Below are 17,702 nucleotides of genomic sequence, written 5' to 3'. Positions count from 1 at the left end.
ATGACTGTGACCGCCGAAGGGGGCGGCCCGGCGCGCGAGCGGGTCTACACGTGGCTGCGCGACGGAATCATCTCGGGCGAACTGGAAGGCGGCCGCTTCCTCGACGAAATGTGGGTCTCCGGCGTCGTCGGGGTCTCCAGGACACCGGTGCGCGAGGCGTTCCACCGGCTGGCCGCCGAGCGGTTCATCAGTCTGCTGCCGCGCAAGGGCGCGCAGGTGCGCACGGTCACCGCGAGGGAACTGGAAGAGGTCTATCAGAGCAGGCAGCTGATCGAAGGCCACGCCATCGCGGCGCTCTGCGCGAACCGGGCGGGCGCTCCCGCCGAAATGACGGAACTGATCGAAGAGATGGCGCGCGCCGGCGCCGAAAGCGACTGGTTCGCCGTCTCTGGGCTGGACCGGCGATTCCATCGCGCCATCGTGAACGCCGCGGGGAATACCGTCCTGACCGAGTTGTACGACACGCTCCGTTCGCGGCAGCAACGGGTCACGGTCCGCGCGCTGGAGGCACGCCCGGAGCGGCTGACGGTGATCAACGACGAACACCGGGCGCTGGTCGCCGCGCTGAACGACCACGACGTGAAAGAGGCGTCACGGTTGCTGGCACAGCATTTGCGCCCGGTGTCCGAGGTGATGTCGGTGCTGCCTCAGGAAGGCTGACCCGGCTGGTCGTGCGTCGAGCAGTGGATCCCGCCGCCGCCCGAGGCGATGGTCGAGATCTTCACCGGCACGATCTCCCGGCCGGGGAACTGCTCGCGCAGGATCTGCTGGGCACGCTCGTCCGCCGCGGCGTCCCCGAACTTCGGCACGAAGACCGACTTGTTCGCGATGTAGAAGTTGGCGTACGAGATCACGCTGTCCTCGCCGTAGCCTTCCACCTTGTCCGGATCCGGCTGGACGAGGTCGATCACCTTGAAGGGTTTGCCGTCGGCGTCGGTCGCGCTCGCCAGCGCCGACCGTGCCTGATCGGCGGCGCGGGACCACGAGTCGGGCGGGGTACCAGGCGCCGCCTTGTCCAGGAGCACGACGCCGGGCGCGGTGAACCGGCCCAGGCAGTCGACGTGCGCGTCGGTGATGTCCTCGCCGCGGACGCCCTCGAACCAGATGACCTTCCGGACGCCGAGCACCTTCTTCAGCTCGTCTTCGATCTGCTGGCGGCTCTTGCCCTTGTTGCGGTTGTCGTTGACCAGTGAGCTTTCGGTGACCATCAGCGTGCCGGCGCCGTCGGTCTCGAACGAACCGCCCTCGGCGGTGATCCAGGTTTCGGTGCGGGCCAGACCGTACTTGCCGAGCACGGACCGGGCGACGGCGTTGTCCTTGTCGTGCGGTTTCTGTTTGCCGCCCCAGCCGTTGAAGTTGAAGTCGACGCCGGCGACCTTGCCCGCCTCTTCCACGAACACCGGCACGGTGTCGCGCGCCCACAGGTCGTCGACCGGGATCGGGACGACCTCGACGGTGTCACCGCACGCCTGCTGAGCGGCGTCGGCGTGCTCGGGCCTGGCAAGGAGCACCACCGGTTCGAAACCCGCGATCGCCTTGGCCAGACCGGCGATCTCCTCGCGAACGGCGGGCAGATCCTCGGCCCAGATGGACTTCGACGCGGGCCAGGACATGTACGTGCGCGCGTGGCTCTCCCATTCGGCACCCAGCTTGCGGGCGGCCGCTGCGGCGGGCTCCGGCGAACCGGTCGCCGGAGCGGGCGCGGCGGGAGTTCTCGACGGCTCGGAACACGCCGCGCTCCCGACGGCGACGGCGCCGACCGCTGTCAGGGCGCGCAGAACCGTACGGCGGGGCAGGGACGAATCGAACACTGTGCACTCCTTGGCTGAACGGGTGCCGACACGATAGCATCCTGACTGAAAATTCAGTCAGTATCGGACCGCTAGGGTGAACACTCGTGTTCGAACGTCAGCAGAAGATCTTGGAAGCGGCCGTGCGGGTGATCGCGCGCAGCGGTGTGAGGGGCCTGCGGGTCGAGAAGATCGCGGCCGAGGCCGGGATCTCGACGTCGCTGATCTACTACCACTTCACCAACCGGGCCGGACTGCTCCGGAAGACGCTGGAGTTCGTCAGTGACCGCGCCGCGACGTACACCGAAGCGGCCGCGGCCGAGGCGGCCGATCCGCGCGCCGAACTGGAACTCGTGCTGTTCGGGGAACTTCAGGACACCCAGGCGGTGCGGGAGAACAGCACGGCTTGGGGCGAACTACGGGCCAGCGCCGTCTTCACCCCCGAACTGCGCGAACCGCTGGCCGAGTCGACCCGGATCTGGGTGGACGAGGTCGCCGAAACGATCCGGCGCGTCCACGGCGCCGGGGTCAAGGCCGAGGATGCCGCGGAACGGCTCACCAGCCTTGTCGAAGGACTCAGCGAGCGCTGGCTTTCTGGTTCGATGGACCTCGACAGGGCACGGGACCTGTTGCGCGGCGCGATCGCGCTGGAACTGGACAGGGCGGGGACCTGAATGGGACTCGAGAAGGTCGTCGGCGCCATGCGGGACAACCTCACCGTCCGGCGGGTCTACGGCGAGCCCGTCGAGAAGGACGGTGTCGTGGTGATCCCGGCGGCGAGCGTCATCGGTGGTGGAGGCGGCGGGCACGGCACCGAACAGGCCAAGGAAGGCGAGGGCGGCGGATTCGTACTCGCCGCGCGACCTGTCGGCGCGTACGTGCTCAAGGGCGGCGACGTGCGCTGGGTGCCCGCGATGGACCTGACCTTCCTGGGGCTGGTCTTCGCCGTCATGGTCGCGACGATCCACAAGGCAAGACGGGCTCAGTCCCGTCCCTGAGCGGTGATCCCGGTCAGGATGAGATCGATCCCGGTGAGGAACTGCTCGCGGTCGTCGTGCTCGCGCACCTGGCCGGCGATCGATTTCATGAACGGGAACTCGCCGGAATCGAGGTCCTCCCACGCACTCGCCGCGGCGTGGAGGAACTCGGCACGGTCCACGCCGTCGAGCACGCGGACGTTCGCCGCGTTCTGGCCGGCGGCGCCGAAGATGTAGTGCGCCAGCGCCGAGGTCGCCGTGAACCAGGTGGCTTCGGGTACACCCAGCGCGCTGACCCGTTGCCCGATGCTCTCGAAGATCCGTGGTGTCACCGAGCCCCAGGGACTACGGGAAAGCTGGACGGCGAGTTGCGTGGAAAGCCACGGGTGCCGGGCGATCGCTTCGAACAGGCCCAGCGCGAGGACGCGGATCTCTTCCTCGGGCGAGCCCGTGGGGTCGACGGCCAACGCGTCCGAGATGAGGGAGTCGGTCGCGGCGTCGAGCAGTTCCGCCTTGTTCGCCACATGCCAGTAGATCGCGCCGGGACCGGTGGCGAGGCGTTCGGTCAGCGTCCGGAAGGTCAGCCCGCGCTCGCCCGCGGCGTCGAGCAGCTCGACGGCGGCCTCGACGATGCGCTCGCGCGACAGTGCGTCCTCGCGGGTCCGTTGTGCCATGCCGTCATCCTGGCAGTACCGAACGGACGCGGACCGGGCGCTTTCGGGTTAGTTTCCCTGTATGGCGAAAAGCTCGGCGGTGGAGATCGAGGTCGGCGACCGGACGGTGCGCGTCTCGAGCCCGGATCGCGTCTACTTCCCGGCGCGGGGTGAGACCAAACTCGATCTCGTCCAGTACTACCTCGCCGTCGGCGACGGGATCGTCCGGGCGCTGCGGGAGCGGCCGTGCATGCTGCACCGGTTCCCGTCCGGGGTCTCGGGGGAGAAGGTCCACCAGAAGCGGGTGCCGAACGGTGCCCCGGACTGGCTGCAGACCGTCCGTGTCGACTTCCCCTCCGGCAGGCACGCCTACGAACTGTGCGTCACGCATCCCGCCGACGTGATCTGGGCCGTGCAGATGTCGACCGTCGAGTTCCATCCATGGAACTCGCGTCGCGCCGACACCGAACGCCCCGACGAGTGGCGGATCGACCTCGACCCGATGCCCGACTGCCCGTTCTCCACCGTGCGGAAGGTCGCCGGCACCGTCCGGGAGATCCTGGGCGAACTCGGCATCACCGGCTGGCCGAAGACCTCCGGCGGCGCCGGCCTGCACGTCTACGTCCGGATCGAGCCGCGGTGGGGTTTCCAGGAGGTCCGGCGGGCGGCGCTCGCGTTCGCGCGCGAGGTCGAGCGCCGGATGCCCGACGAGGTCACCACCACCTGGTGGCGCAAGGACCGTGATCCCGCGAAGCTGTTCGTGGACTACAACCAGAACGCTCGCGACCACACGATCGCGAGCGCCTATTCGGTACGCGGTGTACCCGAGGCCGTCGTCTCGACGCCGATCAGGTGGGACGAGGTCGACGACGTCGAACCGCGCGAGTTCACCATCGCGACCGTGCCGGGTCGCTTCGCGGAACTCGGCGACCTGCACGCGGGGATCGACGACACCGCTTACTCGCTCGACACCCTGCTGGAGTGGGCCGACCGCGACGGCCTCGATGCCGAGGGTGAGTGATGCCCGCGGCCTCGTTAATGTCGCGAAAGCCACTTTCGGGACACCCGCTGCGAGCAGATACGCGAGCGGTCGAGCACGACACGTTTGCCTTGCCTCTCAATGGAACCATCTTTCCCGCTCACGAGGCCGGGGGCTGCGCGGGTGTCAGGATCGACGGTGAAGGAATTGGGACGTTGAGTGTCCAGATTCCTTCACCGTGGCGGGATCGCTCCGGTCTCGGACCTTGATCAACGGAGGTGTCTTGCTCGCTCGCCGCCGCGTCGGCTTCGAATGTCGCGAAAGCCACTTTCTTTCGGGACATTAGACGTCCTGAAAGTGGCTTTCGCAACACCTGCTGCCAGCAGATACGCGAGCGGTCGAGCACGACACGTTTGCTTTACCTCTCAACAGAACCATCTTTCCCACTCAAGAGGCCAGGAGGTCACTTGCCGACGTAGGCCGCCAGGTGCTCCCCGGTGAGCGTCGAACCGGTCGCCACGAGGTCGGACGGCGTGCCCTCGAAGACGATCTTGCCGCCGTCGTGACCGGCGCCGGGGCCGAGGTCGATGATCCAGTCGGCGTGCGCCATGACCGCCTGGTGGTGCTCGATCACGATCACGGACTTGCCCGCGTCGACGAGCCGGTCCAGCAGGCCGAGCAGGTTCTCGACGTCGGCGAGGTGCAGGCCGGTGGTCGGCTCGTCGAGGACGTAGACGCCGCCCTTGTCGCCCATGTGCGTCGCGAGCTTCAGCCGCTGCCGTTCACCGCCGGAGAGGGTGGTCAGCGGCTGGCCGAGGCTGAGGTAGCCGAGGCCGACGTCGTTGAGCCTGCCGAGGATCGCGGCCGCGGCGGGGATGCGTCCTTCGCCTTCGGAGAAGAATTCCACGGCTTCGGACACCGGCATCGCGAGCGCCTCGCTGATGTTCTTGCCGCCGAAGGTGTACTCCAGCACCGAAGCCTGGAACCGCTTGCCCTCGCACTCCTCGCAGGTGGTCGAAGTGCCCGCCATGATGCCGAGGTCGGTGTAGATGACGCCCGCGCCGTTGCAGTTCGGGCAGGCGCCCTCGGAGTTGGCGCTGAACAGCGCCGGCTTCACGCCGTTGGCCTTGGCGAAGGCCTTGCGGATCGGTTCGAGCAGACCGGTGTAGGTGGCGGGGTTGCTCCGCCGCGAGCCGCGGATGGGCGTCTGGTCGACCGAGACCACGCCCTCGGCGGCGGGGATCGAGCCGTGGATCAGCGAGCTCTTGCCTGAACCCGCGACACCGGTGACGACGCAGAGGACGCCGAGCGGGACGTCGACGTTCACCTTCCGCAGGTTGTGGCGGTCCGCGCCCCGGATCTCCAGTTTCCCGGTGGGCTTGCGGACGCTGTCCTTGAGCGCCGCCCGGTCGTCGAGGTGCCTGCCGGTGCTGGTGTCGCTGGCGCGCAGGCCTTCGACGGTGCCTTCGAAGCAGATCGTCCCGCCCGCCGTGCCCGCGCCGGGGCCGAGGTCGACGATGTGGTCGGCGATCGCGATCGTCTCCGGCTTGTGCTCCACGACCAGCACCGTGTTGCCCTTGTCGCGCAACTGCTGGAGCAGGTTGTTCATCCGCTGGATGTCGTGCGGGTGGAGACCGATGGTGGGCTCGTCGAAGACGTAGGTGACGTCGGTCAGCGAGGAACCGAGGTGCCGGATCATCTTCGTGCGCTGTGCCTCGCCGCCCGAAAGGGTGCCGGACGGCCGGTCGAGGGAGAGGTAGCCGAGCCCGATGTCCACGAAGGAGTCGAGCGTGTGCAGCAGCTTCTCCAGCAACGGCGCCACCGACGGTTCCTTGAGCCCGCGGACCCAGTCGGCGAGGTCGCTGATCTGCATCGAGCAGGCGTCGGCGATGTTGACCCGCTTGATCTTCGAAGACCGCGCGAGCTCGCTCAGCCGGCTCCCGTCGCATTCGGGGCAGACGGTGAAGGTGACCGCCCGGTCCACGAACGCGCGGATATGCGGCTGCATCGCCTCCCGGTCCTTGGACAGGAACGACTTCTGGATCGTGGGGATCAGACCCGAGTAGGTCAGGTTGATACCGTCGATCTTGAGCTTGACCGGCTCCCGGTAGAGCAGGTCGTCCAGCTGCTTCTTGGTGTACTTCTTGATCGGCTTGTCGGGGTCGAAGAAGCCGCAGCCGCGAAGGATGCGGCCGAACCAGCCCTCCATGGAGAAACCGGGGACCGACAGTGCGCCCTCGTTGAGGGATTTGGTGTCGTCGTACAGCGCGGTGAGGTCGATGTCGTTGACCTTGCCGCGGCCTTCGCATCGGGAGCACATACCGCCGGTGATGCTGAATTCGCGGCGTTCCTTCGTGGTCCGGCCCGCCTTCTCCGTGGTCACGGCGCCCGCGCCGGAGATCGAGGCGACGTTGAAGGAGAAGGCCTGCGGCGAGCCGATGTGGGGCTTGCCGATCCGGCTGAAGAGGATGCGCAGCATCGCGTGGGCGTCGGTGGCGGTGCCGACCGTGGAGCGGGGGTCGGCGCCCATCCGCTGCTGGTCCACGATGATCGCGGTGGTCAGGCCGTCGAGGACGTCGACCTCGGGCCGGGCCAGCGTGGGCATGAAGCCCTGCACGAAGGTGCTGTACGTCTCGTTGATCAGCCGCTGCGACTCGGCCGCGATCGTGTCGAAGACCAGCGAGCTCTTGCCCGAACCGGAGACACCGGTGAACACCGTCAGCCGGCGCTTCGGCAGCTCGACGGCGACGTTCTTGAGGTTGTTCTCGTTCGCGCCCAGCACGCGGATCAGGTCGTGGCTGTCGGCGGGGTGTTCCTCGGGCTGCTGCGGCCTGGTGGTCTTGCGCATCTTGTCTCCATCCTCATGTGGGCCGCGTGTACGGTCCGTCAGCCCCACCGGGCTCGATCTAACCAGTTTCGAGCCGTTCGTCCTCTCCGAACGTGCGGTGATCACGCTAGGTGCGTCCGGCGGCTCTTCGCTTCTCGATTCCTGACCGGTGGCGCCTGTTGAGGGTGAGGTGCGGGCAGGGGCGGTCGGGTGTGGAGGATTCGGGACGTTGGACGTCCCGAATCCTCCACGCTTGGCCTCGTTGGTGAAGCACGTTCTGAACCCTTCGTCGGTAGCCACCCTGCTTCGTCTCGGCGTGACGTGGAGCAGGGTGTTGGCTGCCCACTCGGTTGTCAGCCACAGGTCGTGATTGGCGCCCTTGATCAACGGAGGATCGGGGACGTTGAGTGTCCCGGATCCTCCGTTGATCAAGGACCGAGACCAGAGCGACTCACGCGACGATGAAGGAATCCGGACATTCGACGTCTCAATTCTTACATCGTCGGACCCAGCACTCACCTGAAACGCCACCTTCGCGCAAGTGCAGGTGTAGGTAGGCAAAGACCGGTTCGCCCTGACCCCGCTTACCACTCACGACCACCTGTACCGCACTAGAGCAGGGGAGCGAGCAGCTTCTCGCCTTCGGGCCACGGCCCGTGGGCTCCGGTGAGGTGCCCGACGGGGCCGGCGTCGGTCAGCCGTGCGCCCCAGCTTTCGCTGAACGAGCGTGCGCGGGCCGGGGTCATCCAGCGGTCGTTGCTGCTCGCGGCCACGATCGCGGGGAACGGGAGGGTGAGGCGGGGGATCGGCGCGATCCGGTCAGCACCTCTTCCCGGTTCTCCTCGACATCGGCGGGGGTGACGAACAGAGCGCCGCGCACGGGCCGGTCTCCTCCGCCCGCGAGCCAGTGCAGCACGGTCAGGCAGCCGAGGCTGTGCGCGACGAGAACAGGAGGTCCGTCGGTCTCCGCGAGCGCCTCGTCCAGCCTGGCGACCCAGTCTTCCCGGACGGGTGCGTCCCAGTTGTCCTGGGCGAATCGCTTCGAGCCCGGATACCGGTCACACCACACGGACTGCCAGTCACCGGGCTCGGGACCGAACCAGCCGTCGACGAAGAGCAGACTCATGACGTCCAGTATTCAGACGCTCCAGCCCTCGCTCTTGGTCGCCTTCAGGTAGTCCTCGACCGGCGGGCCGACCGGTCTGCCCTCGTACTGGGTCGACAGCACCACCGATGACCTGATCTCGCCGTGTTTGCCCAGCCGTTCGAAGAGACCTTCGAGATGCTCCAGCGACACGGCCCGCACCTTGAGCATGGTGCAGCGGTCGCCGCTGAGCCGGTGCAGTTCGACCACCTCGGGATAGTCCTCCGACTTGCTGGTGCGCAGCAGGCAGCTGCCGAGCGAGCAGCGCATTTCGACGAACGCCTGCAGGCCGTACCCGGCACGACGGGCGTCGACCTGGGCGCGGTACCCGGTGACGACGCCCGCCTCCTCCAGCCGCCGGACCCGTTCGGCGACCGCCGGCGCGGAGAGGTTCACGCGGCGGCCCAGTTCCTTGAACGAGAGCCGTCCGTCGCTCTGGAGCGTTTCGAGGAGCCGCCAGTCGAGGTCGTCCAGCGCTCTTTCCGAACGTAAGGTCATCGAGCCAGGATTCCTTTCATGATGCGCCTCGCACCCCCGCGAGGCCTTCGTCAGCCTATTCGCCGGGGCGGCCGGAATCCCTAGGTTTGAATCATGAAACCGATGCTCGCGCTCTTCATGGGCGTCGCCTGTCTCAGTACCGCCGTCGTCGGCCTGTCCACCACGGCGGCGTTGATCGTCGTCGAGCACGCCGGTGCCGCGTGGAGCGGGCTGCCGAACGCCGTGCTGGTACTCGGTTCCGCCGTGGGTTCGCTGTCTTCGGGCGTACTGGCCGCCCGCTTCGGCAGGCGGCTCGTCCTGGTGCTGATGTACGGCGCCGCGGTGGCCGGCGCGCTGATCTCGTTCGCCGGTGTGCTCGGCGGGTCCGTGGTCGCGCTGGTGGCGGGGATGCCCCTGATCGGTTTCGGCAACAGCGGGGCGCAGCTTTCGCGGTACACGGCCGCGGACCTGGCGCCCGAGCACCGCAAGGGTTTCGCACTGTCCACAATGGTCTGGGCGGGGACCGTCGGCGCGATCGCGGGGCCCGCCTTGATCGCGCCCGCCGCGGCGCGGGCGGAAGCCGCCGAACTGCCCGCGTTGTCCGGTCCGATCGCGGCGGGGGCGGTCGTCGTGGCCATCGCCGTGGTCGCCGTCGTCACCCTGCCGCGCAACCTCGCCGCGCCGGCGGAGAGGGCGCCGAGGCGGGAGCGCATGTCCGTGCGGAACCCGGTGATCCTCGGACCGCTCGTGGCGATGGTCGGCGCGCAGCTGGCCATGGTGGCGGTGATGACGATGACCCCGGTCCAGCTGCACGAGCACGGTCAGGGGCTCGACGTCGTCGGCTGGGTGCTGAGCGCCCATCTGATCGGCATGTTCGCGCTGGCGCCGCTGTCCGGCTGGATCACCGACCGCTGGGGCGGCCGCGCGGCCATCTTCGGCGGTATCGGCACGCTCACCGTCGCGGCGGTCACCGCGATCGGGGCACCCGATTCGCATCATGTGGGAATCCCGGTCGCGATGTTCCTGCTCGGCTACGGCTGGAACCTGGTGTTCGTCGGCGGCAGCGGCATACTCAGCCGCGATCTCCCGCCCGCGCAGCGAGCGAGGGCGCAGGGCACTGTCGACGCCTTCGTCTGGGGGACCTCCGCGGCGGCCAGCCTTCTCGCCGGGCAGCTGTTCGGCCTGGGTGGCTACGTTCTGGTCGCCATCGCGGGCGGTTTGTGCGCCCTCGCGCCGCTCGCGGTGATCGGCCGCCGGGCGGGCGCGGCCGAGCCCGTTGAAAAAGCCGGGCTCCACTGATCTGCGAAACCGGGGTCCTGCCGTCATACTGCTTCACTCCGACACGAACGAACCCGTGATGACGCAGATCACGTCGGTGACCGATTCGGAGGGTCCTAGGGTGAAAGCAGACAAGGTGCGGGAGATCGGGGGTGCACGATGAGCGAGTTCGCGGTGAATCTGCGGGACCGGGTACGGCAGGCGAGGGAAGACGTCCGGATCGCCAGGCGGGACTCGGACGACGATCGTGCCTCGGCCGTCGGCGCGGATCTGGCCAACCTGGAACGGCTGGCCGCCGAGCACGGGGTGGACCTGCCGGAGCAGACCTCGGACGACGCACGGGCGTGACCCCGGCTTCCGGGCCGGTGACCGGCCTTTGACACCCTGGGGCGCGTGACCGAAAGCCTGAACCGGATCCACGCCTTCCTGGCGGATCACGAGCCGCCGACACCGTGCCTGGTGCTGGACACCGACCTGGTCGCGGAGCGTGCGGCCGCGGTCTCGGCGGCGTTCCCGGACGCGCTGGTCCGGTACGCGGTCAAGGCGAATCCCGCTCCCGAGGTGCTCGACGCGGTGCTGTCGACGGGGGCGGGGTTCGACGTCGCAGGCACGGCGGAAATCGCGCTGTGCCTGTCCCGCGGGGCGCGAGCGGCGGAGCTGGCGTACGGCAACACGATCAAGAAGCCCGCGGACATCGCGTCGGCGTACGCGTGCGGCGTCCGTGAGTTCACCACGGATTCCGCCGGTGATCTGGCGAATCTGGCCGAGCACGCGCCCGGTTCGCTGGTGTCGGTCCGCCTGCTGACCGGCGGCCCGGACTCCGTGACGCCGTTCGGGCACAAGTTCGGCTGCGAGCCCGCGGTGGCCGCCACGCTGCTCCGCCAGGCCGTGGACGACGGCCTGCGGCCCGGAATCGCCTTCCACGTCGGTTCACAGCAGCCGGATCCGGCGGCGTGGGAGATCGGGATCGCGACCGCGGCCAAGGTCGCCGCCGACGCGGGCGTCAGCCTCGAGCGGCTCAACATCGGCGGCGGGTTCGCCACCGAGCACCGCGAATCCGTGCCGTCACTGCGGGATTACGCGGGGGTGATCCACGCCGCCCTCGCCGAGCATCTGCCGGGACCGGAGCTGCTGCTGGAGCCGGGCCGCGTGATCGTGGCCGACGCCGGGCTCATCCGGACCGAAGTCGTCCTGGTCACCACCCGCGCCGCCGCCGACGAACGCCGCTGGGTCTACCTCGACGTCGGCAGGTACAACGGGATGGCGGAGTGTGAGAACGAAGCTGTCGCGTATCGACTGGACGCCGTCGGCGTCAAGGGCCCGGAAGGACCGGTGGTCCTCGCGGGGCCGACCTGCGATGGTGACGACGTGCTCTACCAGCGGACGCCGTGCGCGCTGCCGATGTCGTTGAAGGCGGGCGACCGGCTGGACATACCGGGTACCGGGGCGTACACGGCCAGCTACTCGTCCATCGCTTTCAACGGAATCGAGCCGTTGCGCACCTATTGTGTGGGGAGGTTCGCCGATGCCGGGTGAAGAACCACTCGTCGGCCGGTTCGCCGGCCGCCACGTACTCGCGGAGTTCGAGGGGATCGAGCCGTCGCTGCTCGACGACGCCGAACTCCTGAAGAAGACCCTCGCCGACGCGGTGACCGAGGCGGGGGCGACGGTCTGCGAAGTCGTGTCGCATTCCTTCGCCCCGCAAGGGGTCACCGTGCTCGCGCTGCTGGCCGAATCACACGCGTCCGTGCACACCTATCCGGAGATCGGCTCGGTGTTCGTGGACGTGTTCACCTGCGGGGACCGGGCGGACCCGGAACGGGCGGTCGCACTGCTGGCGAAGATGCTGGGCGCCGGCACCGTCCGGATGTCCACCGTGGAACGAGGAGAGAACTGATGGCGCAACGAGTGATCGTCGAGCCGATGGGCGCGGGGCTCACCCGGAACTGGACCGTCGAGGAGGTTCTGTTCGAGGGGCGCACCGCGTTCCAGAACGTCCTCATCGGACGGACCGCGCAGGGGATCTCCCTGTTCTGCGACGACGAACGGCAGAGCACCGAGCTGAGCCAGCTCGTCTACCACGAGGCACTGATGATCCCGTCGCTGCTGCTCGCCGAACGCGTCGAGCGGGTGCTGATCATCGGCTCCAGCGAGGGCGTCGCCTCCGAGCTCGCGGTCGCCGCGGGAGCCGAGGTGGTCGACCACGTCGACATCGACGCCGAGGCGGTGCGTGCCTGCGCGGAGCACCTTCCCTACGGCTACACGCTCGGCGATCTGGCGCGTGCCGAGCGCGGCGAGGGGAAGATCCGCGTCCACTACCGCGACGGCTGGGAGTTCCTCGCCGAGGCGCGGGAACGCGGGGACTCCTACGACGTCGTCGTGATCGACCTGCCGGACGAGAACGACGATCCGTCGGCACAGCACAACCGGTTGTACGGCGCCGATTTCCTGGCCAGGTGCACGGCGCTGCTCGCCGAAGGGGGAGTGGTCGGCTGCCAGGGCGGCTGCCCGACGCTGTGGCGCAACCAGACGCTGGCCGCGTCTTGGCGCCGGTTCACCGAGTCGTTCGGCACCGTTCTCTACTACGGTTCGGACGAGCACGAATGGGCTTTCCTGAGCGGCAGGCCCGACGTGCTCGCCGATCCCGGCGCCCTCGTCGCGGAGAGGATCGGCAAGGCGGGAATCGGTGAGTCCACTGTGGACGAAGCCGCGCTGCGGGCGAACACGGTCCCGCCGATTTCGCTGCGACGCCACTGACCCGACGCCGGGACGGCTTTGCGTGGAGGATCCACCATCTGGGCGTTGCCGGGTGTCGCGGTAGGGGGCCAAAATCGCTCTGGTGAATTGCTGGTGCGAGGGGATCACCTCAGAGGTTGACAGGGAATCCGCGGTCTGTGCGGCGTTCGCGAGCCTGACCGCGAGTGTCATGGAAGACCTCGGTCCGGATCGGGTCGTGGACACTTTGTCCAGCGAATGCGCGCGGCTGCTGCCGATCGATTCCACGGAAGTCTTCCTGCCGGGCTTGAAACTCGAACGTCATCCGGCGGCGGTCGAGGAAGGGCCCGTGCTCGAGTCGTTCGAAACCGGGAGTGACATCGCCGTTCACGACCTTTCCGCCGAGGTCCGACGCTGGCCCGACTACGTGGCGAGAATGGTCGGACAGGGCTATTCCACGGTTTCCGCGCTTCCGTTGCGCGCGATGGATCAAACCGTCGGCTCGATCGCATTCCTGAGTGTCGAAAACGCGGTTCTGAGCGCTGAAGATCATCGGCTCGGGCAGGCGCTCGCCGACGTCGCGACCCAGTGTCTCCTGCAGCAGCGGGACTTGCGCCACTTCCGGACGCTTTCGGAGCAGCTGCAGACCGCGCTCGACAGCCGGGTGATCATCGAGCAGGCGAAGGGCATGCTCGCCGAGCGTGCTCATGTCGATGTCAGCGACGCTTTCCAGCGTTTGCGCGCCTTCGCGCGCAGTTCGAACAGGAAGCTTTCGGAGGTCGCGCACGAGTTCGTGAAGGGTACGCTGGACAACGAAAAACTTCTTCGGCCGCGGAATCGGTGACAACTGCCGAAAAAGCACCGGCAATTGCCGGTAGGGTCGTTGGTCACCGGAACCGGGGACTTGTCCCGGCGAACGCGCGACCGTGCGGCCCTAGGGCACGAGGACCCGATCGGAAAGGCTTCACGCAGAGAAAGGATGCGTGAGGGTCATGGCGCTGTTGGGAAGCCTACTTGGGAAGAGTCGTTCGGTGCGGCCGAGCCTGCTTCCGTTGCTGAAGTTGAGGTCGGCGGCATTGACGCTGCGGTCCGGGTACGGGCTGGCGCCGACAGGTTCGGGGACGGTCTGCTTCGTCGCCGAAGGCCGTCCGGGCGCGGGGACGGAGGCGGAGTTCATCGCCGGTCTCGCCGGGGATTCCGTCCGCCGCAACGTGGTCACCCATGACGCGCATGGGCGGACGATCGTGCGCTGCTGGCGGGAGAACGGCGATCTGGGCTGGCTCCTCGACGACCTCGTCGACGTCAACGAGAGGCTGGCTCAGGCCGGGTTCGCGACCTGGTTGCTGTACACGGCGGTCGACTTCGCCGAGTTACGGGACATGCGTCACCCGAGGCTGACCATGGTCTACCGGCGGGAACGCGGTGCCTTCTACCCCTTCGCCCCGCGCGGGACCCGTGGCCGGGACCGGGCGATGGAACTGAAGATCCGCTCGTCGCTGACCCGGATCGTGCCGATGGAGTCCGACATCGGCCGGTGGCGCCCGGTGTGAGGACGCTCCTCAGCCGGGCGCGCCGCTGAGCCAGCCGCGAAGTCGCTGGACACGCCGGTCCTGCGGACGCCAACGCGGGAAGTGGTACCGGCGCCGGGCCCGCTCGGCGGGGGCCGCGTCCTCGAGATTCCGGACGGCGGTCAAGACGTCGTCGATCAGCGGAGCGTGCGTCTCTGGTTTCGCCGCGACTCTCGGCAGCTTCTCGAGCTCGGCCGAGAGCAGTGTCCGGACGGAGCCGACGTACGCGCCGGGACGGCGGCGGGTCTCGCAGATTCTCGTGGTCACGTCCCGGTCACCATCCCATACGACGGGTTCAGTGGTTCGTCTCCTTCGACGATGCGGTATCGCGAACCGTTCCGGTCACCGCCGAAGGTTGTGCCATCGAGGGCACAAAGACCCCACTCGGTCGCCGTACGGGTACCGCGGGTCACAGGTCGGCGTCGAAACGACCGGCCCGCCGGACGCGGTGGGAGAATGCCCCGTTTCTCGTTCCGGGAAAAAGGACTTCATGCCCTGTGCCGTCGCCGCGCCGACGGGCAGGCTGTCGGCGGACGTCCGCCGGTTCCGGCGGCGGGACGGGAGGCCGGTGATGACCGGGAGCCAGCGGCGTGCCGCCGTGGTCGTCGGAGTGGACGCCTCGCAGTCGTCCCGTGCGGCGGTGCGCTGGGCCGCGGGAGAGGCGGCGAGACGGGACAGCACGCTGAAGCTCCTCCATATCGACGGTCGCCGTAGGGAGAGCGAAGCCGCGCAGGACAACCTCGCCGCCGCGAGTGTCGCGAGGGAAGCCGAACCTTCGGTGGCCACCGAACACGAAGTGAAACCCGGCGGGATCGCCGACGAACTGGTCGCGGCGTCCGGGGCGGCGTCGCTGCTGGTGCTGGGAACACACGGGTTCGGTGCCCTGCGCGGAGCGCCGATCGGCACGGTCGCCATGGAGGTGGCCGGGCACGCGAGATGTCCGGTGGTCGTCGTCCGCGGCCTGACCGCTCCACGCCGGGGCGAGGTGGTCGTCGGCGTCGATCCCTCCGGAGACAGCGAACGAGCCCTGGTTTTCGCGCTCGACCGTGCTTCCGCGCGGAACACCGACCTGGTCGTCGTCCATGCCTGGCACGACAGCGTGCTGGAGGCCGGTGCCGAGCTGGCGAGTGTCGAAGAGTCGGAGGAACGCGCACTGGAGGACCGGGTGGCGGCCTGGCGTGACAAGTATCCCGGCGTCGTCCTCCGGCTCGCTGTCGTCCGTGACCGCAACGTGGCCCGTGCGCTCATCCGGGTGGTCCCGAACGCGGGACTGATCGTGATCGGATCATCCGGTGGCGGGCTCGGGAGCACGGCGCAGGGGCTGCTGAGCCGCGCCCGGTGCCCGGTCGCGCTGATCGGGCGGGCCGCACGCGGGTGAATGCGGCCGCGGGCAGGATGGATTTCCGCGATTCTGCCGGACAATGGTCCGGCTGAACCACGATCGACGGAGAAGGTGCATGCCGAACCCGACCTCCCCGCAGCCCATGCCCCCGGCCGCGGCCCCGATCCGGGTGCTGCTCGTCGAAGACCACAAGATGGTGGCCGAGGCGCTCGCCGCCGCGTTCGAAGAGTTCCCGGAGATCGACCTGGTGGCGTCGGTGGAATCCCTCGCGCACGGGATGATCGCGGCCGGGAACCAGCTGCCCGACATCGTCCTGCTCGACCGGCGCCTGCCCGACGGCGACGGGATCGAGGCGATCGCCGGATTCCACGCGGTTTCGCCGTCGAGCAGGGTGCTCGTGCTGACCGGCGACGCGAACAGCGCCATCGCCGCCAGGATCCTCGAGGTCGGCGGAGCGGGCCTGCTGCTGAAATCCGGCCTCCTCGACGAGCTGATCACCGCGATCCGGACCGTCGCGGCAGGCGACGTGGTCATCGACCCGGAACTGCTCAGCGGCGCGCTGGCCATGTTGGCCGGGAGCGGCGACCGGCTCGGGCCGGTGCTCACCCTGCGGGAGCGGCAGGTGCTCGGGCTGATCGCCGAAGGCGCGGGAACCGACCGGATCGCCGAAGAGTTGCGGCTCGCGAGGAATACCGTGCGGAATCACGTGCAGCGGATCCTGGTGAAGACCGGAACGCATTCGAAACTGGAAGCGGTGGTGCACGCACGCAAGAATGGCCTCCTCGAACGGCCGTAGCGGGGAGACGTATCCGAGTGCCAAGCTGCACTATGGCCATGTTGCCATCGGAACAGGCGCCTGAACAGCGCAGCGCTGTGCTCTTCGAGCTGTTCGTGCACAGTGTCGTCGACTACGCCATTTACATGCTGGACGTCGACGGCCACGTGATCAGCTGGAACCCAGGGGCGGAACGGATCAAAGGATATTCCGAGCAGGAGATCCTCGGCCGTCACTTCTCCGTTTTCTACACCGAAAACGACATCGCCGAGGGCAAACCCGGCGAAGAACTGCTGATCGCGGCCGAGATGGGGAGTCATGAGGACGAGGGCTGGCGGCTCCGCCGTGGTGGTGAACGATTCTGGGCCAACACCGTGATCACCGCCTTGCGGGACGAGCAGGGTGCCCTCGTCGGTTTCGGCAAAGTCACCCGTGATCTCACCGAACGCCGGAAAACGGAGGAGGAAACGACCGGCAGGCGGCTGGCGTTCGCCCATTTCGTCCGCGCACAGGAAACCGAACGTCGCCGTATCGCGTGGGATGTTCACGACGATTCGATCCAATCGATGATCGCGGTGAGCATGCGGTTGCAGATGCTCGCCGCGCAACGGCGTGATCCCGCGTTGAAGCAACTCGACGACGCGATTCAAGGGGCGATCCAGCGGCTGCGGATCCTGGTCGCCCAGTTACGCCCGCCCGCGCTGAACGACAACGACCTGGTCACCTCTGTCCGCGACTATCTCGACGAGGTCGTCTCCGGCTGGGGTCTCGACTGCACGCTGCACCACGGTTTCACCGCCAAACCGCCTCCGGATCTCGTCATCACAGCCTTCCGGATCCTCCAGGAGGCCCTGGTGAACGTGCGGAAGCACGCGAACGCCTCCGCCGTCGTGGTCTCTTTGACGGGACAGGACGGCGGCCTGCTGGCGAGGGTCGTCGACAACGGCGACGGGATGAAGGTCGGCGGGGAGCGTTCCCGTGATGCGCTGTCGGGTGAGCACATCGGAATGGCATCGATGCGTGAACGCGCGGAAGCGGCGCAAGGATGGTTCCGGATCTCCAGCAAGCCTGGCGAAGGTACGTCGGTGGCCTTCTGGATTCCGCTGGGCCCTCCCGTGCCCCTGCGTGGATGACGGTAGCCCCCTGGACCTGCGGGGAGCCAGAACAAAGGAGGCAT

21 protein-coding genes are annotated in these 17,702 nt (G+C 68.2%); 14 read left to right on the top strand and 7 right to left on the bottom strand.

Features of this window, described 5'->3' with window-relative positions:
• Positions 1 to 660 (top strand): GntR family transcriptional regulator, encoded by a 660-nt coding sequence (locus tag AMYAL_RS0134885; protein ID WP_020635939.1) that lies wholly within the window; start codon positions 1 to 3, stop codon positions 658 to 660.
• Here AMYAL_RS0134885 and AMYAL_RS0134880 read toward each other — a convergent pair.
• Positions 648 to 1,811 carry an agmatine deiminase family protein gene (locus AMYAL_RS0134880; RefSeq protein ID WP_020635938.1) on the bottom strand — a complete coding sequence of 388 codons (1,164 nt, stop codon included), beginning with the start codon at positions 1,809 to 1,811 and terminating at the stop codon, positions 648 to 650. The two genes, AMYAL_RS0134885 and AMYAL_RS0134880, sit on opposite strands and share 13 nt — an antisense overlap.
• 86 nt (positions 1,812 to 1,897) lie before the next feature.
• On the opposite strand from AMYAL_RS0134880, the gene AMYAL_RS0134875 reads away from it, so the two are divergent.
• Both AMYAL_RS0134875 and AMYAL_RS0134870 read left to right on the top strand, forming a co-directional pair.
• Entirely contained in the window at positions 1,898 to 2,464 is a 567-nt protein-coding gene (locus tag AMYAL_RS0134875) for a TetR/AcrR family transcriptional regulator (RefSeq protein ID WP_020635937.1), read from the top strand.
• Positions 2,465 to 2,788 (top strand): hypothetical protein, encoded by a 324-nt coding sequence (locus tag AMYAL_RS0134870; RefSeq protein WP_020635936.1) that lies wholly within the window; start codon positions 2,465 to 2,467, stop codon positions 2,786 to 2,788.
• On the opposite strand, the gene AMYAL_RS0134865 is transcribed toward AMYAL_RS0134870, so the two are convergent.
• Positions 2,773 to 3,441 carry a TetR/AcrR family transcriptional regulator gene (locus AMYAL_RS0134865; protein ID WP_020635935.1) on the bottom strand — a complete coding sequence of 223 codons (669 nt, stop codon included), beginning with the start codon at positions 3,439 to 3,441 and terminating at the stop codon, positions 2,773 to 2,775. The genes AMYAL_RS0134870 and AMYAL_RS0134865 overlap by 16 nt on opposite strands.
• 61 nt (positions 3,442 to 3,502) lie before the next feature.
• Here AMYAL_RS0134865 and ligD point away from each other — a divergent pair, with 61 nt between their 5' ends.
• A complete protein-coding gene (ligD, locus tag AMYAL_RS0134860; protein ID WP_026467701.1) occupies positions 3,503 to 4,441 on the top strand; it encodes a non-homologous end-joining DNA ligase in 939 nt (312 codons plus the stop codon).
• A gap of 421 nt (positions 4,442 to 4,862) precedes the next feature.
• Here ligD and AMYAL_RS0134855 read toward each other — a convergent pair whose 3' ends face one another.
• The 4 genes from AMYAL_RS0134855 to AMYAL_RS0134845 all read right to left on the bottom strand — a co-directional run bounded on the left by AMYAL_RS0134855 (position 4,863) and on the right by AMYAL_RS0134845 (position 8,868).
• The gene (locus tag AMYAL_RS0134855) at positions 4,863 to 7,247 is read right to left on the bottom strand and encodes an ATP-binding cassette domain-containing protein (RefSeq protein ID WP_020635933.1); all 2,385 of its coding nucleotides are present in this window, start codon (positions 7,245 to 7,247) and stop codon (positions 4,863 to 4,865) included.
• 590 nt (positions 7,248 to 7,837) lie between these two features.
• A complete protein-coding gene (locus AMYAL_RS50990; RefSeq protein ID WP_020635932.1) occupies positions 7,838 to 7,972 on the bottom strand; it encodes an alpha/beta hydrolase in 135 nt (44 codons plus the stop codon).
• On the bottom strand, positions 7,969 to 8,352 hold the full coding sequence (locus AMYAL_RS46805; protein ID WP_051137586.1) for an alpha/beta fold hydrolase: 384 nt from the start codon (positions 8,350 to 8,352) through the stop codon (positions 7,969 to 7,971). Before AMYAL_RS46805 ends, AMYAL_RS50990 begins: the two co-directional genes overlap by 4 nt.
• A gap of 12 nt (positions 8,353 to 8,364) precedes the next feature.
• Positions 8,365 to 8,868, bottom strand: a complete 504-nt coding sequence (locus tag AMYAL_RS0134845; protein ID WP_020635931.1) for an Lrp/AsnC family transcriptional regulator — start codon at positions 8,866 to 8,868, stop codon at positions 8,365 to 8,367.
• 93 nt (positions 8,869 to 8,961) lie between these two features.
• Between AMYAL_RS0134845 and AMYAL_RS0134840 the strand changes: the two genes are divergently transcribed.
• The 7 genes from AMYAL_RS0134840 to pspAB all read left to right on the top strand — a co-directional run bounded on the left by AMYAL_RS0134840 (position 8,962) and on the right by pspAB (position 14,390).
• Complete coding sequence (locus tag AMYAL_RS0134840; protein ID WP_020635930.1) at positions 8,962 to 10,146, top strand: MFS transporter; 1,185 nt, start codon at positions 8,962 to 8,964, stop codon at positions 10,144 to 10,146.
• Positions 10,147 to 10,284: 138 nt separating this feature from the next.
• A complete protein-coding gene (locus tag AMYAL_RS0134835) occupies positions 10,285 to 10,473 on the top strand; it encodes a hypothetical protein (RefSeq protein WP_020635929.1) in 189 nt (62 codons plus the stop codon).
• A 45-nt stretch (positions 10,474 to 10,518) separates the two neighbouring features.
• Positions 10,519 to 11,661 carry a type III PLP-dependent enzyme gene (locus tag AMYAL_RS0134830; RefSeq protein ID WP_020635928.1) on the top strand — a complete coding sequence of 381 codons (1,143 nt, stop codon included), beginning with the start codon at positions 10,519 to 10,521 and terminating at the stop codon, positions 11,659 to 11,661.
• The gene (gene speD, locus AMYAL_RS0134825; protein ID WP_020635927.1) at positions 11,651 to 12,022 is read left to right on the top strand and encodes an adenosylmethionine decarboxylase; all 372 of its coding nucleotides are present in this window, start codon (positions 11,651 to 11,653) and stop codon (positions 12,020 to 12,022) included. Before AMYAL_RS0134830 ends, speD begins: the two co-directional genes overlap by 11 nt.
• Positions 12,022 to 12,882 carry a spermidine synthase gene (locus AMYAL_RS0134820; protein ID WP_020635926.1) on the top strand — a complete coding sequence of 287 codons (861 nt, stop codon included), beginning with the start codon at positions 12,022 to 12,024 and terminating at the stop codon, positions 12,880 to 12,882. The genes speD and AMYAL_RS0134820 overlap by 1 nt, the downstream gene beginning before the upstream one ends.
• Positions 12,883 to 13,051: 169 nt before the next feature.
• Positions 13,052 to 13,684, top strand: a complete 633-nt coding sequence (locus AMYAL_RS0134815; protein WP_020635925.1) for a GAF and ANTAR domain-containing protein — start codon at positions 13,052 to 13,054, stop codon at positions 13,682 to 13,684.
• Between the two features lie 148 nt (positions 13,685 to 13,832).
• Positions 13,833 to 14,390 (top strand): PspA-associated protein PspAB, encoded by a 558-nt coding sequence (pspAB, locus tag AMYAL_RS0134810; RefSeq protein ID WP_026467700.1) that lies wholly within the window; start codon positions 13,833 to 13,835, stop codon positions 14,388 to 14,390.
• Between the two features lie 9 nt (positions 14,391 to 14,399).
• Here pspAB and AMYAL_RS0134805 read toward each other — a convergent pair whose 3' ends face one another.
• A complete protein-coding gene (locus AMYAL_RS0134805; RefSeq protein WP_020635923.1) occupies positions 14,400 to 14,675 on the bottom strand; it encodes a hypothetical protein in 276 nt (91 codons plus the stop codon).
• A gap of 223 nt (positions 14,676 to 14,898) precedes the next feature.
• Between AMYAL_RS0134805 and AMYAL_RS0134800 the strand changes: the two genes are divergently transcribed.
• From AMYAL_RS0134800 to AMYAL_RS0134790, 3 genes are all read left to right on the top strand, one after another.
• A complete protein-coding gene (locus AMYAL_RS0134800; RefSeq protein ID WP_020635922.1) occupies positions 14,899 to 15,786 on the top strand; it encodes a universal stress protein in 888 nt (295 codons plus the stop codon).
• Positions 15,787 to 15,865: 79 nt separating this feature from the next.
• Positions 15,866 to 16,546, top strand: a complete 681-nt coding sequence (locus tag AMYAL_RS0134795; RefSeq protein ID WP_020635921.1) for a response regulator — start codon at positions 15,866 to 15,868, stop codon at positions 16,544 to 16,546.
• Between the two features lie 32 nt (positions 16,547 to 16,578).
• A complete protein-coding gene (locus AMYAL_RS0134790; RefSeq protein WP_051137585.1) occupies positions 16,579 to 17,658 on the top strand; it encodes a PAS domain-containing sensor histidine kinase in 1,080 nt (359 codons plus the stop codon).
• Positions 17,659 to 17,702 lie beyond the last annotated feature (44 nt).

This window comes from Amycolatopsis alba DSM 44262 (assembly GCF_000384215.1).
Lineage (GTDB): Bacteria > Actinomycetota > Actinomycetes > Mycobacteriales > Pseudonocardiaceae > Amycolatopsis > Amycolatopsis alba.
Note: the sequence above shows the minus strand (reverse complement) of the source record. Positions and strands in the feature narration are given on the sequence as shown.